Genomic DNA, 15,581 nt, shown 5'->3' on the forward strand with positions numbered 1-15,581 from the left:
TCTCAATCGAGCTGAAATAGCTGATAAATGCCGTTCAGTATCCTAGGACTTTCCTAATTACTTGTATAAAACGGCTTTGTTTGCTGATAAAAATAACGGCTAATATCACCGTCTTTGTCCAATTGCATAAAATCTACAAATTGTTCGGCTTTTACAAACGGTCTAGTGGCTAATGCTGCCTGATCCGTGATTCGTTTCATGTCTTTTGTAGCACATTCTAAAGCAAATATATAGTGAGGTGGATCACCTACTACTGGATTGTATATCCATCCGATATGGGCGGCTTTTACTTCGGGTTGTGTTTTAAATAATTCGGTCAAGCAAGCTACCAGCTCTTCGGGATATATTTTGGGTTGACCAATCTGTACGGCCATACTTTGTTTGGTTTTTAAAATATTGGATTTTTTGTCAAACATAGAACCGCTAAGCATTTCGGAAATCTCTAAGGGGATTAATTCTTTATATATAGCAGAAAAAGGATTAACAACTACAGCGGAATTTGCCGCCATAGTTAAAAATTCTCTTCCATTTACAGCTACTGCAGTTACTTCATTTCTAATAGACTCTTGTTCATATATCCGGTCCAATTCCGTAAATACAGGAATGACTTGATTTGGAAAAACGACGATTGGCAGTTTTTTTAAATCGGATATGGAGCCTGTTTTTTTTCCATCGGATTCTTTCTGTGTCAATACATAAACAGATTCTTCAAGAAAACGACGGTAGAATTCTTCTCGATATTTTGCGTCATGACCTGCTTTTTCAAGGATCTCAGATAAAGTTGTTTTTTTCAAATCTTAGCGTTTAAGAGAATATGATGTTATTCGTTTTTGTAATAAATGACTTCAAATTTAAAGCAAAAAAAACTCTTTATACAAGTATAATTGATAATCTTTCGATATTAATCTTCCCTGTGGCTGTGGTTGTATATAGTGTTTTGTCTTGTAGTTTCATTGGAAAAGCTGTTTAGTTTCTCTACGAAGTATTTTTTATAAATCACATCCGGTTACTGAAATGCTGTACAGCAGTATTTAATGTTATTTATATTTTAAAACATGAATTATCGTGTTTTTTAACGTATTTTTATAGTAAACAACACTAGTATCTGAAATCTAGTATTGCTCATCCTATAAATAAATTAGAAAGTATGGATTTACATTCGGGTTTACCTTTTTGGATTGCAAAGAATGCTTTGTATGATTATTACAATCCGTTAAAGAGAGATATACAAGTATCTATTGCTATCATCGGTTCTGGAATTACTGGAGCTTTGGTTGCTAATGAATTGTGTGACCGTGGGATTAGTTGTACGGTTTTTGATCGGCGTACACCAGCAACGGGTAGTACTATAGCGAGCACTGCTCAGTTGCAATATGAGATTGATGTGCCCTTAAGTCAATTGATAAAGGATATAGGTGAAGAAAAAGCGGTTGCAGCTTATAAGGCAAGTTTACAATCGATTACGGATTTGGAGCAAACTTTTGAAAAGTTGGGAATTGACCCTGATTTTAAGCGGGTTCCAACCTTGTTTTTAGCCGATTCTAGAAAGGGGGCTCAGTTGATTAAGGCCGAATACAAGGCGCGTGATAAACACGGTTTACCCGTTCGATTTATAGATGATAAAGAACTCAAAAGCGAATTTAATATAGTCGCACGTGGAGGTTTGTACAACGATACTTCTGCCCAAATGGATTCATACAAAGCAGCCACCCAACTGTTGGAATACCGCAGAAAAAAGAATCAGCTAGAATTGTTTACTCATACGGAGATTATCGACTATAAAAAAAGGGAAACGGGCTACGATTTAATAACGACCGAAGGGCATTTTATTAGGTGTAAGTATGTTATTATTGCCGCTGGATTTGAAGCGGGGCGGTTTTTACCCAAACCTTTGATGAAGCTCGAATCTACTTATGCGGTTATCTCACAACCAGTCGAAGATGCTGCAATCTGGAAGGAACGTTGTTTGATTTGGAATACGGCTAATCCTTATTTTTATATGCGTACAACTAAGGATAATCGAATCATCATTGGAGGAGAGGATGTTCCCTTTAAGGACCCTATAAAACGAGATCAACTTATTCGAACAAAAAAGGACAAGCTGGTCAAACAATTTAAAGCTTTGTTTCCCCAAATAGATTTTGTTCCAGACATGACCTGGTGTGGCACTTTTAGCAGTACCAAAGACGGTTTGCCGATTATAGGGAAATGGCCTGGTAACGACAAGATGTTATTCGCCTTAGGATATGGCGGAAACGGAATTACCTTTAGTATGATAGCAGCACAAATGTTGGTCAATCAAATTGAAGGAATAGAAGATAATAGGGAAGAATTATTCGAATTAGCTAGGTTATTGTAAAAAAAACTACTATATTTAAGGTGTAAAATTGTACAGAATTAGAAAGTCAAGCTAAAAAGGCTCTTGGTTAAACAACCAAGAGCTTTTTCTATATGGTTTTATTTGAAATAAGAAAAATCTTCTCCGTTCTCAATTTTTAGTAGGGTTTGATAAATCAATTGAATTACGTTTTCAACATCCTCTTTATGTATCATTTCTACCGTGGTGTGCATATAGCGCAAGGGTAGCGAGATTAGAGCTGTAGAAACCCCTCCGTTGCTGTAAGCGAAGGCATCGGTATCCGTTCCTGTAACTCTTGAAGAAGCTAGACGTTGGAACGGTATCTGCTGATTTATAGCTGTATCGATAATCAATTCTCTCAACTTATTTTGCACTGGTGGAGCATAGGTAATCACCGGGCCACGTCCAATTTTAATGTCTCCCTCAATCTTTTTATCAATCATTGGCGTAGTGGAATCATGACATACGTCGGTCACTATGGCTATGTGCGGTTGGATGGTTTTTGAAATCATTTCAGCTCCGCGTAGTCCCACTTCTTCTTGTACCGAATTGGTTATATACAAGCCAAAGGGTAGGCTGTTGCCATTTTCTTTTAGTAATCTGGCTACTTCAGCAATCATAAAACCACCTACGCGGTTATCCAAAGCTCTTCCAATAAATTTATTAGCATTTAAAATACGGAAAGTGTCGGGATAAGTAATCACACAGCCTACATGGACTCCAAGTGCTTCTACTTCTGCTTTGGAATCACAGCCGCAGTCGATAAAGATATTGTCCATAGTAGGAGCTTCTTCTTTTGCTCGGTTACGCGTGTGTATAGCAGGCCATCCAAATACTCCTGTAACCAGTCCGTTTTTGGTGTGTATGTTTACGCGTTTGGAAGGAGCAATTTGATGATCACTACCGCCATTGCGGATAACATAGATAAATCCGTCTTCAGAAATAAAATTAACATACCACGAGATTTCGTCGGCATGACCTTCAATAACTACTTTAAAAGGCGCTTCTGGATTGATTACTCCTACAGCTGTCCCGTAAGTATCTGTAATGAAGGTGTCTACATAGGGTTTTAAATAATCCATCCACATTTTTTGTCCTTCGGTTTCAAATCCTGTAGGGGAAGCATTATTTAAATAACGCTCTAAAAAATCGAGCGATTTTTCGTTTAAAACTGTTTTACTTTTCATTTCATTTTTTTTTGCTAAAATACCGATTAGAGCTGATACAAATCGAATTATTTGTATATTTTTGAGAATAATTAACAAGCATGAAAAAAACGTTATTTCTTTTGATTTCTTTGTCTTTTGTACTTGTAGCACAGGCACAAGAGCCATTAAAACCAGTTCCGCAAATACCCGATCCTCCGGCTTTAAGCCAGAGCGAGAACGATAGTATTGCGGAGTTTTATACCATGCCAGAGATTTTTATCGGTGTTAATGAAAGGGAAGAAAAATACTTACGTGATATGAATGTATTGCGCAATCGGATTTTGAGGGTATATCCGTATGCTAAAGCAACAGCGGAAAACCTAACCATCATGAATGCCAATTTAGAAAAGATGGAAACCCGAAGACAAAAAAACGCCTATATCAGTCGTTCCCAAAAATATTTGGAAACAGAGTTTAAGGAACGGTTAAAAAAATTATCTAGAAAAGATGGGCGGATATTGATTAAGTTAATTCACCGACAAACCGGAAATACTACTTTTAGTTTGATCAAGGAATTTAAAAGCGGTTGGTCTGCCTTTTGGTCAAACAATACAGCAAAGTTGTTTGATTTAAATTTAAAATCAGAATACCATCCCGATGTAGATTTGGAGGATTTTTATATAGAAACCCAATTAAATTTTCTTTTTTACAGTTATAGATTAACGAATCAACAAGCAAAACCCCCCATTGATTTTAATGCTTTGAGAAAAAAATGGGAGGCTCAAATCGGAAACACAGTTGCTTATCCCGCGGAGCTAAAAGAATAGACCATTTTAGAACTTTAGGGTTTTTATCTTCTTAAAAATAGATTATATTTGCAGTAATATTATTTCTATGGAACAGTTTATCGTATCAGCTCGTAAATACAGACCCCAAACTTTTAAAGATGTTGTGGGGCAACAAGCGATTACGAATACTTTGGTTAATGCTATAGAAAACAATCACTTAGCACAAGCTTTGCTTTTTACTGGTCCTCGTGGAGTAGGTAAAACAACTTGTGCGCGAATACTTGCGCGAAATATCAATCAAGAGGGCTACGACGATCCAGAAGAGGATTTTGCATTCAATGTTTTTGAATTGGATGCCGCGTCTAATAACTCGGTAGACGATATTCGAAATTTGATTGATCAAGTACGCATACCGCCACAAACGGGTAAGTATAAAGTGTATATTATTGATGAGGTTCATATGTTGTCTTCTGCGGCGTTTAACGCTTTTTTGAAAACCCTTGAAGAACCACCCCGCCATGCTATTTTTATCTTGGCAACCACGGAAAAACATAAAATAATTCCAACGATTTTATCGCGCTGTCAGATTTTTGACTTTAAGAGAATCACCATAGCCGATGCTAAAAATCATTTGGCAGAAGTAGCTACAAGTCAGCAAATTACTTTTGAAGACGATGCTTTGCATATTATTGCTCAAAAGGCAGATGGTGCCATGCGTGATGCTTTGTCAATTTTTGATAGGGTAGTGTCGTATTGTGGAAATCATTTAACTAGACAGGCTGTTGCAGAAAACTTAAATGTATTGGATTTTGAATATTATATTCGAATTACTGATATGATTTTACAAAACGATATTCCGAGTTTGTTATTGGCTTTTGACGACATTTTGGCCAAGGGTTTTGACGGACATCATTTTGTAGCCGGTATGGCTTCTCATTTTAGAGATTTGATGGTTTGTAAAACACCTGCAACGCTGAGTTTACTCGAAATAGGGGAACACGGTAAGCAATTGTTTGGTGAGCAATCCCAGAAAACATCTATGGCTTTTTTACTTCAAGGTATAGAAATTGCTAACAATTGTGATTTAAAATACAAAACGAGCCAAAATCAACGTTTGTTGGTTGAATTGTGTTTGATGCAATTGGCGTCAATTACTTTTGAAGGCGAAAAAAAAAAAGTAAGTACTACATAATTCCCCCACAGTTTTTAAAAGCGGCTTTAGCTGGAGAAAAGGTTTTGGCAACAGAACTAATTGATAGTATTGCTCCACAAAAGTTAGACGAAAATCCCAAGGCCGTTGCCGAGGAGAAAAACGTCGAGGAGCCGGAGGTTGTTGTAATAACTGAGACGGCAACAGCTGCTGTTGAAAACACCACTAAACCCACACCGATCAAAAAAGTTTCGGCCATGTCATTGTCGAGTATCCGTTCTAAAAAAGAATTAGAAGCTGCTTTGCAAAAAAAGGTTATTAACTTAGAAGATTTACCTACGGACGATTTTACGATGGATCAAATGATGGAGCATTGGAATTACTATGCGAATCGCCTAAATCAATCCGGTTTGATGTTGATGTGTTCCTTAATGGGTATGTGTCAGCCTAAATTAGAGGGTGTTGCCGTAGCTATAGAGTTGCCCAATGAGGGGTCTAAATTGAGCTTTGACGAAAATAAATACGACTTGGTCAATTTTTTGCGTAAGCGTTTAAATAATTACGATTTAGAAATACACATTACGGTAAATGAGCAAATCACCATTAAGAGAGCCTTTACACCAGAAGATAAATACAAACATTTGAACCAAATCAATCCCGCTTTGGAAATGTTGGTTCGCACGTTTGAACTCGATATTACTAAAATGTAATTCTTGTGGAAGTATACTCCCGTTTTTGATATTTAAACCTGATTTTTAGCTTAAAAGTTTTACTGCTTTTCAAAACCTTCTCGACGATTTTGATTGGCTGCTTGGTTATCGCGTATCGATAAGTCCAACAAGACCTTGGCTGCATTATTTTCATCGTTACCCAATTGACCCGCTACGAAAATTCCCTTTTTCGTATTGTCTTTGGTCTGTATTCCATAAACCGTTGATTCATCGTCGGGATTGCTAAAACCTTCATAGCGATAGAGATGAACGATTTGGAAGTTGTCCGGATTCTGAATAATGACGTCTTCTTCAATATTGTAGTCAATATCAAAACCTTTCTTTTTTAATTCTTCTATCGCGATACTTGCCGAAGCATAATGAAACATCTTTTCCATAATATTTTGTTTTTTTAATGGGGTTCTTAGTAAATCTACAACAAAATAGCTCATTATGTCTGTTAACTACTAGTTAAATGATTTTATAGATTCCGCAGAGGATTATACGTGGAGTAAAGATTTTACTTTGTACCTTTGTAGCATAAAGAACGACAGTTATGATAAATATTGGTGTAGATAATACGTTGAGAATCGCCAGAACAACTAAAGTTGGTTTGTTTTTGACCGATGGAGAGAATGATATTTTATTGCCTAATAAATATGTACCTAATGAATACGAAATTGACGATGAAATCGTGGTTTTCGTGTATTTAGACCATGAAGAAAGACCGGTGGCTACTACTTTAGAGCCTTATATATACCTCAATGAGTTTGCCTTGTTAAAGGTTAACTATATGAATGATTTTGGAGCCTATATGGATATCGGCTTGGAAAAAGATTTATTTGTTCCGTTTAAAGAACAAGCCCGTCCTATGCAAGAAGGTAATCGTTATATCATTTATATGTATTTAGACGAGCAAACCAATCGTTTGGTGGGATCAAGTCGTTTAAATCAGTTTTTGGATTTAGAAGAGGTTACTTTAGAAACCGGAGAAGAGGTGGATCTAATCGTTTCTCATATTACCGATTTGGGAATCAACGTGATTATCAATGAAAAATTTAAAGGCTTAATCTATAAAAACGAATTGTTTGAAGATTTAAGAACCGGTGATCGTGTAATTGGTTATATTAAAAACGTACGCCCCGACGGTAAAATCGATGTGTCTCGGACTAAATTGGGTTTTGATGGTGTAGTGAGTAGTGCCGATATGATTTTAGACGAATTGCGTTCGAATAGAGGTTTTCTAGGACTTAGTGACTCCAGTCATCCTGAAGACATAAAGACCGTCTTAAATATGAGTAAAAAGACCTTTAAGAAAGCCATTGGAACCCTGTATAAGGAAAAGAAAATTGAAATTAAAGAAGATGGAATCTATTTGGTTGAAGAAAGTGATGTATCTTTTGAATAGACCCATAATAGTAAACATAATTTAAACTCCCTAATTGGGAGTTTTTTTGTAACTTGTAGTAGCGTTTGATTAAATAGGTAATACTTGATTGAATTCGAATTGACATACGGTTTAAATTATGAAAACAAACAACACTCGCGGTTCTTTACCGAATCCATCTATTGCTGAAATGTTACATTTTCCGATACGGGAAAAACGGATGCCGGTATTATTTATAGGACATGGTTCGCCTATGAATGCGATTGAAAATAACGAATTTACCGACTATTGGAATCAATTGGGTCGAAGTATTGATACTCCAACTGCTGTACTCGTTATTTCTGCGCATTGGTTAACTCGCGGAACTACAAAGGTAACGGCTATGTCGGCACCCAAAACCATTCACGATTTTGGAGGTTTTCCACAAGCGCTATTTGATGTGCAATATCCGGCCTTGGGTAGTCCGGAGTTGGCGATGGAAACTCAAAAAATAATCAAGGGTACAGCCGTAGAGCTCGATCATGATTGGGGTATGGATCACGGCACTTGGAGCGTGGTTAAACACATGTATCCCGAAGCGAATATTCCCGTGATTCAATTGAGTATTGATTACGCTAAACCCAGTGCGTATCACTATAAGTTAGCCGGTGAATTGATGGAATTAAGACGTAGAGGAGTTTTGATTATCGGTAGTGGAAATATGGTTCATAATTTGAGAATTATGGACTGGAGTCAAATCAATACTGCTAATTATGGCTTTGATTGGGCAAAGGAAAGCAATGAAATATTGAAGTCTAAAATCCTGTCGAAATCACATAACGATTTAATGAATTATCAGCTTTTGGGAGCAGCCGTTCAATTGGCGATTCCGACACCAGATCATTATTATCCGTTAATGTATATTTTAGCACTGCAATTGGCCAATGAAGAAGTGGAGCTATTTAACGATAAGTATGTAGCTGGTTCTTTGACAATGACCTCTCTGAAAATAGGATAAACTCGATGACAATATAAAAAAAACCTCTGAAATTATTCAGAGGTTTTTTTTTAGTTACCTAAATTCCCAACACTATAGTCACCAAAATGGTGCGCTAAATCGATGGTTTTATATGTAAGCTTGGTGTATTTGTTAGAAAGCAATATAATCGAAACGGTATCTTGTTGCAAACGAATGTAAGACGAGGTATTACCGCGCCACCAACCGTTGTGAAAGGTATAGTTTTTACCGTTATTCATCTCGATCAAGCGCATGCCTAAACCGTAATTGTTTTTGCCTTTTTTCTCGTAACTGTACCCTTTGTACATTTGCTCTTTTAAATCCTTGTTTAAAAACACATCAGAGTACATGGCTTTATCCAATTTTAATAAATCTCTAGGAGTTGTATAAATATTTTTATCTCCATAAGTACCGTCTAGATAATCAAAACGCATTAAACGATAATTACCGTCGTAGGATTGACAAACCTCATCCTTTTTAGAAATATCGTCAAACACAAAAGTATGCGTCATCTCTAAGGGGTCTAAAACCAAATCTCGCAAAGCTTTTTTATACGGTTTACCACTAATTTTTTCAACGATAAGCGCTAGAATTACATAATTGGTATTCGAATAAGTAAATTTGGTATTCGGTCTAAATTCTAAGGCCACTTTACCACTGCTTATGATATCTAAAACATCTTGATTGGTAATGGTGTTTGCCATATTCCATAGGTTCTTTTCTGCAGTAAAATACCCATAATACTTTAATCCACTACGATGATTTAACAACATTCTAATGGTTGTTTCAGCATAGGGAAAGCTGGGCAATACACTGGCAACGCTTTGGTCTAGGTCTAATAATCCCTGGTTGACCAAACGCAAGGTAGCTATCGAGGTAACTACTTTACCTACAGAAGCTACGTGCATAGGTGTATTTTCGCCTATTTTTTCATTTTTAGAACGGTTGGAATAGCCTGAATATTCTTCGAAGAGAATCTTGCCGTTTTTAGCTACTAGAAAACCGCCTGAGTAGTCGTTTTTATTGATGTTTTTATGATAAAATTCTTCTACTATATGATTCTGTTTTAAGATGTATTCCGGGTCTAATTCGTTAAATTGAACAGCATAAGGGCTCTCTGTATTGTGGAGTTCCGAAGTATTCGGAAGTCGTTCGGCTAAATCTTTATTTTTATTACAAGAAGCCAAAAGTAGGGTTGTTGCTAGTAAGCTACAATATATATATTTCATTATTTGCGAAGTCTAAAAAACAAATATAAACAAATTAATGAAGTGTGAAATCAAAAAAAAAAATAAAATTTTCCTATTTAATATGTCATAGAAATGGTTTTTGATTATGTAATTATAACTTTTGGATGCTTTTCTTTAGCAATAGTTGCGCCAAAGGTAAAATTGTAAATTAAATTAAGGAAGTGCTTTGTTTTTACTCTTTTTTTTGGGATATTATATAAAGCATTGTGAAAATACGTAGCGAAGGCGATTGTCTTTTCTTAGTAACGTAACGAGGGACTTGATGATATCCGACAAAAATCCCCACCCTATGAGTAATCTTCCTAGGATGGGGAATTTGCTACAAAACAAAAAGAAGCTCTCTTTTTGAGATTGCTACAAATAGATTTGTTTAACAACAAATTTCTTTTGTTTTGCCACTTGCTTCATGTATTGGTGTCGTCCTTTTTTCTAGAAAATGACGTAATAACATCATTAACAAGGCTAGAGAACCAAATACAATGCTTATTATAGGAGTATAAGACACACCATGTGCCACAATTACCCATCCTCCAAGAGTGGTTCCAAGAAAAACTCCGAGGTTTCCAAATGAGGTAGCCAGGCTGTTGGCAAATTCTAGATTTCCAGAGGCCGAAGAAATCATATAGGAAGAGGCATTTAAAAAGCTGGGAGCATATAAGAATCCCCAAAGGGCAATAACCCCTATATTTGCCCAGAGGTTTGTACCGGCTATATAAAGTAATATTGGGATAATAATAGTTCCAGAGAGGAAAAAAGCAGTGGTTTTTGGAATGCTATTATTCAGCATTTTACCAGCTATTCGCATCGCGATTATCCCTACAATTCCAAACAATAGTAGCATCGTACTCATCGTGGTATTATCCATGTTTTTTGCTTTGTTTAAGTAATCGGCAAAATAGCTGTAAGTAGAGAACCAGGCGGTGATCATAAAAAAATTCATCGCAGTGCTAACAAGGAAAGTGTTTTTTTTAAGTATTTGTAATTGACTTCCGTAGGTTTTCTTTTCTTTAATAGGCATAGGAGGCAAAACAACATAAATACCCAACCAAGCAATGATACTTACTAGGGTCTGAATCATAAATGATACCTCCCATGACCAAATACTCGATAAATAAGTCGCAAGTGGTACAGTGGTTACCATAGCAATAGCTACACCACTAAATACGATTCCCATCAATTCATTTTCCTGCTTTTTATCTGCCTTAGAAACTGCAACTGATAAGGCTGTAGCTATATATACCGGTTGGAGAAAGGCTGGTAAAATACGAACCAACATCAACAACCAAAAAGGAGGCGAAAACGAGGAAACCAATCCGGTAAAGACAAATAAAGAGATGGCAATTAACATCATTTTTCGTTTGTCGTATCCAGACATCAATAAGGTCATAAACGGGCCAGTTAAGGCAATAATTAAAGCGAACGCACCCAGTAAATATCCTGCAATATCAATAGTAATATCATAATGTTTGGCTATTTGAGGCAATATACCAATAACACCAAATTCGGTTGTGATGACACCTATAAATCCCAAACAACCGATATAAGCAAATTTTTTCATGTGATTTTTTTTATTAAAGGGCAAAATTATCCTAAAACCCTTATTTTTGTATGCTGTACAACCCAATGTATGGTACTAACATTTTTGTAAGTAATGGCAGTTAGAAAAGTAAATTCGACCAATAAATTCAATGAAGAAACCATCATGAATTACTGTGATTCCATCTACTCTATTTGTAAAATAGGAGGGCGGTGGAAGATGATGATATTGTGTGAACTCAAAAGCGGAAAATTGCGTTTTGGCGAATTAAAAAAATGCATACCTCATATCACGGAACGCATGTTGACCTTGCAACTCAGAGAGTTGGAAAAGGATTTGTTGGTCAAGCGAACGGTATATGCGGAAGTGCCACCACGAGTGGAGTATCAGCTGTCGGAAATAGCTGTAAAACTGATCCCGATTTGGGATATGCTCGATGTATGGGGAGCCGAACACCGTTTCTTAATCAGTCAGAAAGAAGCGGAATTATAATTTATTATATGTGATTTGCTATGTTTTTTTAAACGAAAGACTTGTTAAGGTTTTTGTTTAAGTAAGATTTTTGCTGCAATCGAAGCATAAGTTAAAACAGCTGTACTTTTTTAATTATTATTTCTATAGTCATTAGGGGACAAACCCACTTTTAGTTTGAATAAACGACTAAAATGTTGCGGGTACTTAAAGCCCAACTGATATGCAATTTCACTGATGGATTGCTCTTTGTTTAAAATAAATACTTTGGCTCTATTGATTATATTGGTTTGAATGTATTCCTGAGGAGAAATTCCCGTTTCTTTTTTGATTAAATCGCCAAAATAGTTTGCAGATAGGTTTAAATTTTCCGCACAATATGCAACCGTTGGTAATCCTATATGTTGTGGTTTATCCGAATTGTAATAGCCGTTTAGAAGCTGTTCAAATCGATCTAATATGTCTCTGTGTTGGTTATCTCTAGTAATAAATTGACGGTCATAAAATCGCGTGCAGTAATTCAATAAGAGTTCAATATTAGACACGATGAGTGTTTTACTGTGTTTGTCAATGGATTGTTCCATTTCGTATTGAATTTTATGAATACAATCGACGATCAATTGTTTTTCCTTATCAGAGAGATGCAGCGCTTCATGTACTTCATAGGAAAAGAAGGTGAAATCGTGTAAGTGTTTTCCCAAAGCGGTTCCCTTGACTAAATCTGGGTGAAACAGCACTGCCCATCCTTTTGGAACTGGACTGTCTAGGGAGGGTTGTACACTCATAATCTGACCCGGGGCTGTAAATACTAAAGTACCTTCTTGGAAGTCGTAAGTATTGCGGCCGTATTTAATTTCACCACAGATCAGTTCTTTGAGATAAATTGCATAAAAACCAAAATTAAAGGTTTGCGTTGGCATTTGTCCCGATGTAAATAAATCAATTACAGTAATCAAAGGATGCAAGGTCGTTATACCACGCATTTTATTATAGGCATCAATACTATCTATTTTTATTATTTCGCTCATGATTGAATGATTTTACTTTTACAAATTTAAACATTACTGTATTGTAATTGGTATGTAATAATCGCAATCAGTAATAGTGGTATATAAAGCAGTAATTAGTATAAGCAATACGCGATTATATCTTTAGAAATTTGTAGTAGCATTAAAACATTGGTCATTAAGTTGTAAATTTATACGGTTGCTTTTTGATTTTGTCTTTTTCAATAACTAATTCTGATGATTTCAGAAGTAATCATAAAGCGTTTTGATTGCCATCTATCAAAGAGAAATAGTGGGTGAGAAGGCTTTAATTCATTTAAACAAAAATAATTAATAACAGTATTTTATTCAATATGGAAACATTTAAAGTAAAGGCCTACGGGACGGAAGCAGCAGATGCAGATTTAAAACAGATGGAGATTCAACGTCGCGAAGTTTTAGCAGACGATGTTGAAATAGACATTCTTTATTGCGGTGTTTGTCATTCGGATTTACACACGGCAAGAAACGATTGGGGAGGGACCAAATATCCGGCAATTCCCGGTCATGAAATAGTTGGAAAAATCACGGCAGTAGGTTCGGCAGTTACGAAATTTAAGGTTGGAGATTTTGCTGGTGTCGGTTGTATGGTGGACTGTAGTTGTCCAAATTGTCGGGAAGAACAATATTGTACTACGGGTTATACCGGTACTTATAACGGTGCTGATGCGCATTTAGGGGCTCATACTTTTGGAGGCTACTCTGAAAAAATTGTAGTGAAAGAAACCTTTGCGTTGAAAATACCAGCGAATTTAGATTTGGCCGCTGTTGCTCCGTTGTTGTGTGCGGGTATCACCACTTGGTCGCCTTTACGTTATTGGAATGTAAAAGAGGGTAGTAAAGTTGCTGTAGTGGGCTTAGGCGGTTTAGGTCATATGGCTATCAAGCTAGCCAAGGGATTGGGAGCAGAAGTGACTCTTTTCTCTAGAACTCCAGGAAAAACTGAAGATGCATTTAAATTGGGTGCCGATCATGTGGTTATTTCTACGGATAGCGAACAGATGAAAGCCGTAGCGAATAGCTTTGATTTTATCATTGATACCGTTCCTTATGTTCATGATGTCAATCCTTATATAACGACATTAAAAACGAGTAGTACATTAGTTCTAGTGGGATATTTAGGAGAATTAACACCAGCGTTAAATACCGTGCCATTAGTTTTAGGAAGAAAGGCTGTTGCGGGTTCCTTGATTGGCGGTATTGAAGAAACACAAGAGATGCTTGATTTCTGTGGTAAACACAATATCGTATCCGATATTGAATTGATTGAAATGCAAAATATCAATACAGCCTACGAACGCATGTTAAAAAGCGATGTGAAGTACCGATTTGTAATCGATATGGCTTCGTTTAAATCTTAATAACTAATAACAGTTCTGAATTATACATAAAAAAGGCATTCCAAATTTTATTTTGAAATGCCTTTTTTACATTTTATTTTCAAATTAGCGATTAGTGATCATGTCCGCCACCGCCTTCATTTTTAATTAAATGACTCTGTAAATAATAAGCACCGGCTGTTACAATTTTAGCATTTTTCGGTATTTCTTGTAAAAAGCTTACTTGAGTATAATCCAATTCAGATACCCCGGTTTTAACCTCTATACGTTGAAAGTGATATTCTTTTGGAGTCTCGGCTTTATCTTGGTTTTCATCTGCTTCTAATACAAACACAAATTCGCGTCCATCCGCACGTACAAAAGCAGCTTTGGGCAAAGCATTTAATTGTTGCTTCCCGCTTTGAATTAGCGCATTCACATACATACCCGGTATTAGATTTTCATGCTGATTCTCAATATCTGCATGTACGGCTATGGTTTTGGTTTCGTTTTCAAACGATTTACCAATGCTAAATATTTTTCCTTGGATTTCGGTATTATCTCTGTTGGTTAAATTAAACACGACGCGCTGTCCGATTTTAATTTGCGGCAAATCTTTCTCATATACCATTAAGTCCAAATGCAATTTGGAATTGTCTATAATGGTAAACAACGGGGTTTGCTGACTGGTTTGTGAACCAATTTTGATATTTATTGTAGCGATATAACCGGAGATAGGCGCTATAATTGACAAGGATTGGATGTCTTTGTTTTGAGATACATTCATCATTTCTAACTGCTTTTTTAACGAGCGGTATTTGGCTTTTTCAATCTCAAGATCAGACTTCGTTTTTTGAAAGGTTTTTTCTGAATTGACGTTTTCTTCTCTTAATTTAGATTGACGCTCATACTCCAATTGCAGTATGTTGATGTTGCTTTTACTAATAGCATACTCCTCTTGCAATTTGGTGAATTCAGTACTTTCTGCCACTGCCAAGGTTTGTCCCTTTTTAACATATTGTCCTTCATTAACTAAAATACGCGTAATAATACCCGGTACAAAGGTGCTAACATCAGCTTGATTTTGTGGTGGAAGCTTGGTATAACCGTTTACTTTGATGACCTCATTTAGGTTTTTTAGTGAAGTAGTACCCAATTGAATGCCCGCACCAGCAAATTGAGCCGCATTTAAGGCTACTTCTTTGGTTACAGCAGTAGTGTTTTCCATTGCATGATCATGATCTGCTGTTTTATCTATAGCAGCATTTTCAGCGGTTTTGTTACAGCTCATTAATAGTAAGACTATAGCAATTAACGGTATTGGAAAATATTTTTTCATATTTAAATATTTATTATTTAGTAAACTAATAGAATCAGTAGGTCAACTCCTTAATAGGTTAGGGGTCTCCTGCCGATTCT

15 protein-coding genes are annotated in these 15,581 nt (G+C 36.2%); 8 read left to right on the forward strand and 7 right to left on the reverse strand.

Features of this window, described 5'->3' with window-relative positions; translation table 11 throughout:
• Positions 1-53: 53 nt before the first annotated feature.
• Positions 54-794: an enhanced serine sensitivity protein SseB gene (locus tag KO524_RS05160; RefSeq protein ID WP_219291255.1), complete on the reverse strand. Its 741-nt coding sequence runs from the start codon at positions 792-794 to the stop codon at positions 54-56.
• 353 nt (positions 795-1,147) lie between these two features.
• On the opposite strand from KO524_RS05160, the gene KO524_RS05165 reads away from it, so the two are divergent.
• The gene (locus tag KO524_RS05165) at positions 1,148-2,359 is read left to right on the forward strand and encodes an FAD-binding oxidoreductase (protein WP_219291258.1); all 1,212 of its coding nucleotides are present in this window, start codon (positions 1,148-1,150) and stop codon (positions 2,357-2,359) included.
• A gap of 98 nt (positions 2,360-2,457) precedes the next feature.
• Here KO524_RS05165 and KO524_RS05170 read toward each other — a convergent pair whose 3' ends face one another.
• Positions 2,458-3,546 (reverse strand): M42 family metallopeptidase, encoded by a 1,089-nt coding sequence (locus KO524_RS05170; protein ID WP_219291260.1) that lies wholly within the window; start codon positions 3,544-3,546, stop codon positions 2,458-2,460.
• Positions 3,547-3,626: 80 nt separating this feature from the next.
• Between KO524_RS05170 and KO524_RS05175 the strand changes: the two genes are divergently transcribed.
• From KO524_RS05175 to KO524_RS05185, 3 genes are all read left to right on the forward strand, one after another.
• Positions 3,627-4,334 carry a DUF4294 domain-containing protein gene (locus KO524_RS05175; RefSeq protein WP_219291264.1) on the forward strand — a complete coding sequence of 236 codons (708 nt, stop codon included), beginning with the start codon at positions 3,627-3,629 and terminating at the stop codon, positions 4,332-4,334.
• Positions 4,335-4,401: 67 nt separating this feature from the next.
• Positions 4,402-5,487 carry a DNA polymerase III subunit gamma/tau gene (gene dnaX / locus KO524_RS05180; protein WP_219291267.1) on the forward strand — a complete coding sequence of 362 codons (1,086 nt, stop codon included), beginning with the start codon at positions 4,402-4,404 and terminating at the stop codon, positions 5,485-5,487.
• Positions 5,488-5,531: 44 nt separating this feature from the next.
• Positions 5,532-6,155, forward strand: coding sequence for a hypothetical protein (locus KO524_RS05185; RefSeq protein ID WP_219291270.1), 624 nt, complete (start codon positions 5,532-5,534; stop codon positions 6,153-6,155).
• 59 nt (positions 6,156-6,214) lie between these two features.
• On the opposite strand, the gene KO524_RS05190 is transcribed toward KO524_RS05185, so the two are convergent.
• Positions 6,215-6,553 carry a hypothetical protein gene (locus KO524_RS05190; protein WP_219291274.1) on the reverse strand — a complete coding sequence of 113 codons (339 nt, stop codon included), beginning with the start codon at positions 6,551-6,553 and terminating at the stop codon, positions 6,215-6,217.
• 158 nt (positions 6,554-6,711) lie between these two features.
• Between KO524_RS05190 and KO524_RS05195 the strand changes: the two genes are divergently transcribed.
• Positions 6,712-7,563, forward strand: a complete 852-nt coding sequence (locus KO524_RS05195) for a S1 RNA-binding domain-containing protein (protein ID WP_219291277.1) — start codon at positions 6,712-6,714, stop codon at positions 7,561-7,563.
• Between the two features lie 118 nt (positions 7,564-7,681).
• Complete coding sequence (ygiD, locus tag KO524_RS05200) at positions 7,682-8,539, forward strand: 4,5-DOPA dioxygenase extradiol (RefSeq protein ID WP_370629718.1); 858 nt, start codon at positions 7,682-7,684, stop codon at positions 8,537-8,539.
• Positions 8,540-8,589: 50 nt separating this feature from the next.
• Here the strand turns inward: ygiD and KO524_RS05205 are convergent, their stop codons facing one another.
• The gene (locus KO524_RS05205) at positions 8,590-9,768 is read right to left on the reverse strand and encodes a serine hydrolase (RefSeq protein WP_219291279.1); all 1,179 of its coding nucleotides are present in this window, start codon (positions 9,766-9,768) and stop codon (positions 8,590-8,592) included.
• 391 nt (positions 9,769-10,159) lie between these two features.
• Entirely contained in the window at positions 10,160-11,347 is a 1,188-nt protein-coding gene (locus tag KO524_RS05210; protein WP_219291281.1) for an MFS transporter, read from the reverse strand.
• A gap of 93 nt (positions 11,348-11,440) precedes the next feature.
• Here KO524_RS05210 and KO524_RS05215 point away from each other — a divergent pair, with 93 nt between their 5' ends.
• Positions 11,441-11,818 (forward strand): helix-turn-helix domain-containing protein, encoded by a 378-nt coding sequence (locus KO524_RS05215; RefSeq protein WP_219291283.1) that lies wholly within the window; start codon positions 11,441-11,443, stop codon positions 11,816-11,818.
• Positions 11,819-11,928: 110 nt separating this feature from the next.
• On the opposite strand, the gene KO524_RS05220 is transcribed toward KO524_RS05215, so the two are convergent.
• Positions 11,929-12,825, reverse strand: coding sequence for an AraC family transcriptional regulator (locus KO524_RS05220; protein WP_219291285.1), 897 nt, complete (start codon positions 12,823-12,825; stop codon positions 11,929-11,931).
• Between the two features lie 332 nt (positions 12,826-13,157).
• On the opposite strand from KO524_RS05220, the gene KO524_RS05225 reads away from it, so the two are divergent.
• Positions 13,158-14,204 carry an NAD(P)-dependent alcohol dehydrogenase gene (locus tag KO524_RS05225; RefSeq protein ID WP_219291288.1) on the forward strand — a complete coding sequence of 349 codons (1,047 nt, stop codon included), beginning with the start codon at positions 13,158-13,160 and terminating at the stop codon, positions 14,202-14,204.
• Positions 14,205-14,295: 91 nt separating this feature from the next.
• Here the strand turns inward: KO524_RS05225 and KO524_RS05230 are convergent, their stop codons facing one another.
• Positions 14,296-15,501 (reverse strand): efflux RND transporter periplasmic adaptor subunit, encoded by a 1,206-nt coding sequence (locus tag KO524_RS05230; RefSeq protein ID WP_219291291.1) that lies wholly within the window; start codon positions 15,499-15,501, stop codon positions 14,296-14,298.
• Between the last annotated feature and the right edge of the window lie 80 nt (positions 15,502-15,581).

The organism is Flavobacterium sp. NKUCC04_CG (genome assembly GCF_019345525.1).
GTDB lineage: Bacteria > Bacteroidota > Bacteroidia > Flavobacteriales > Flavobacteriaceae > Flavobacterium.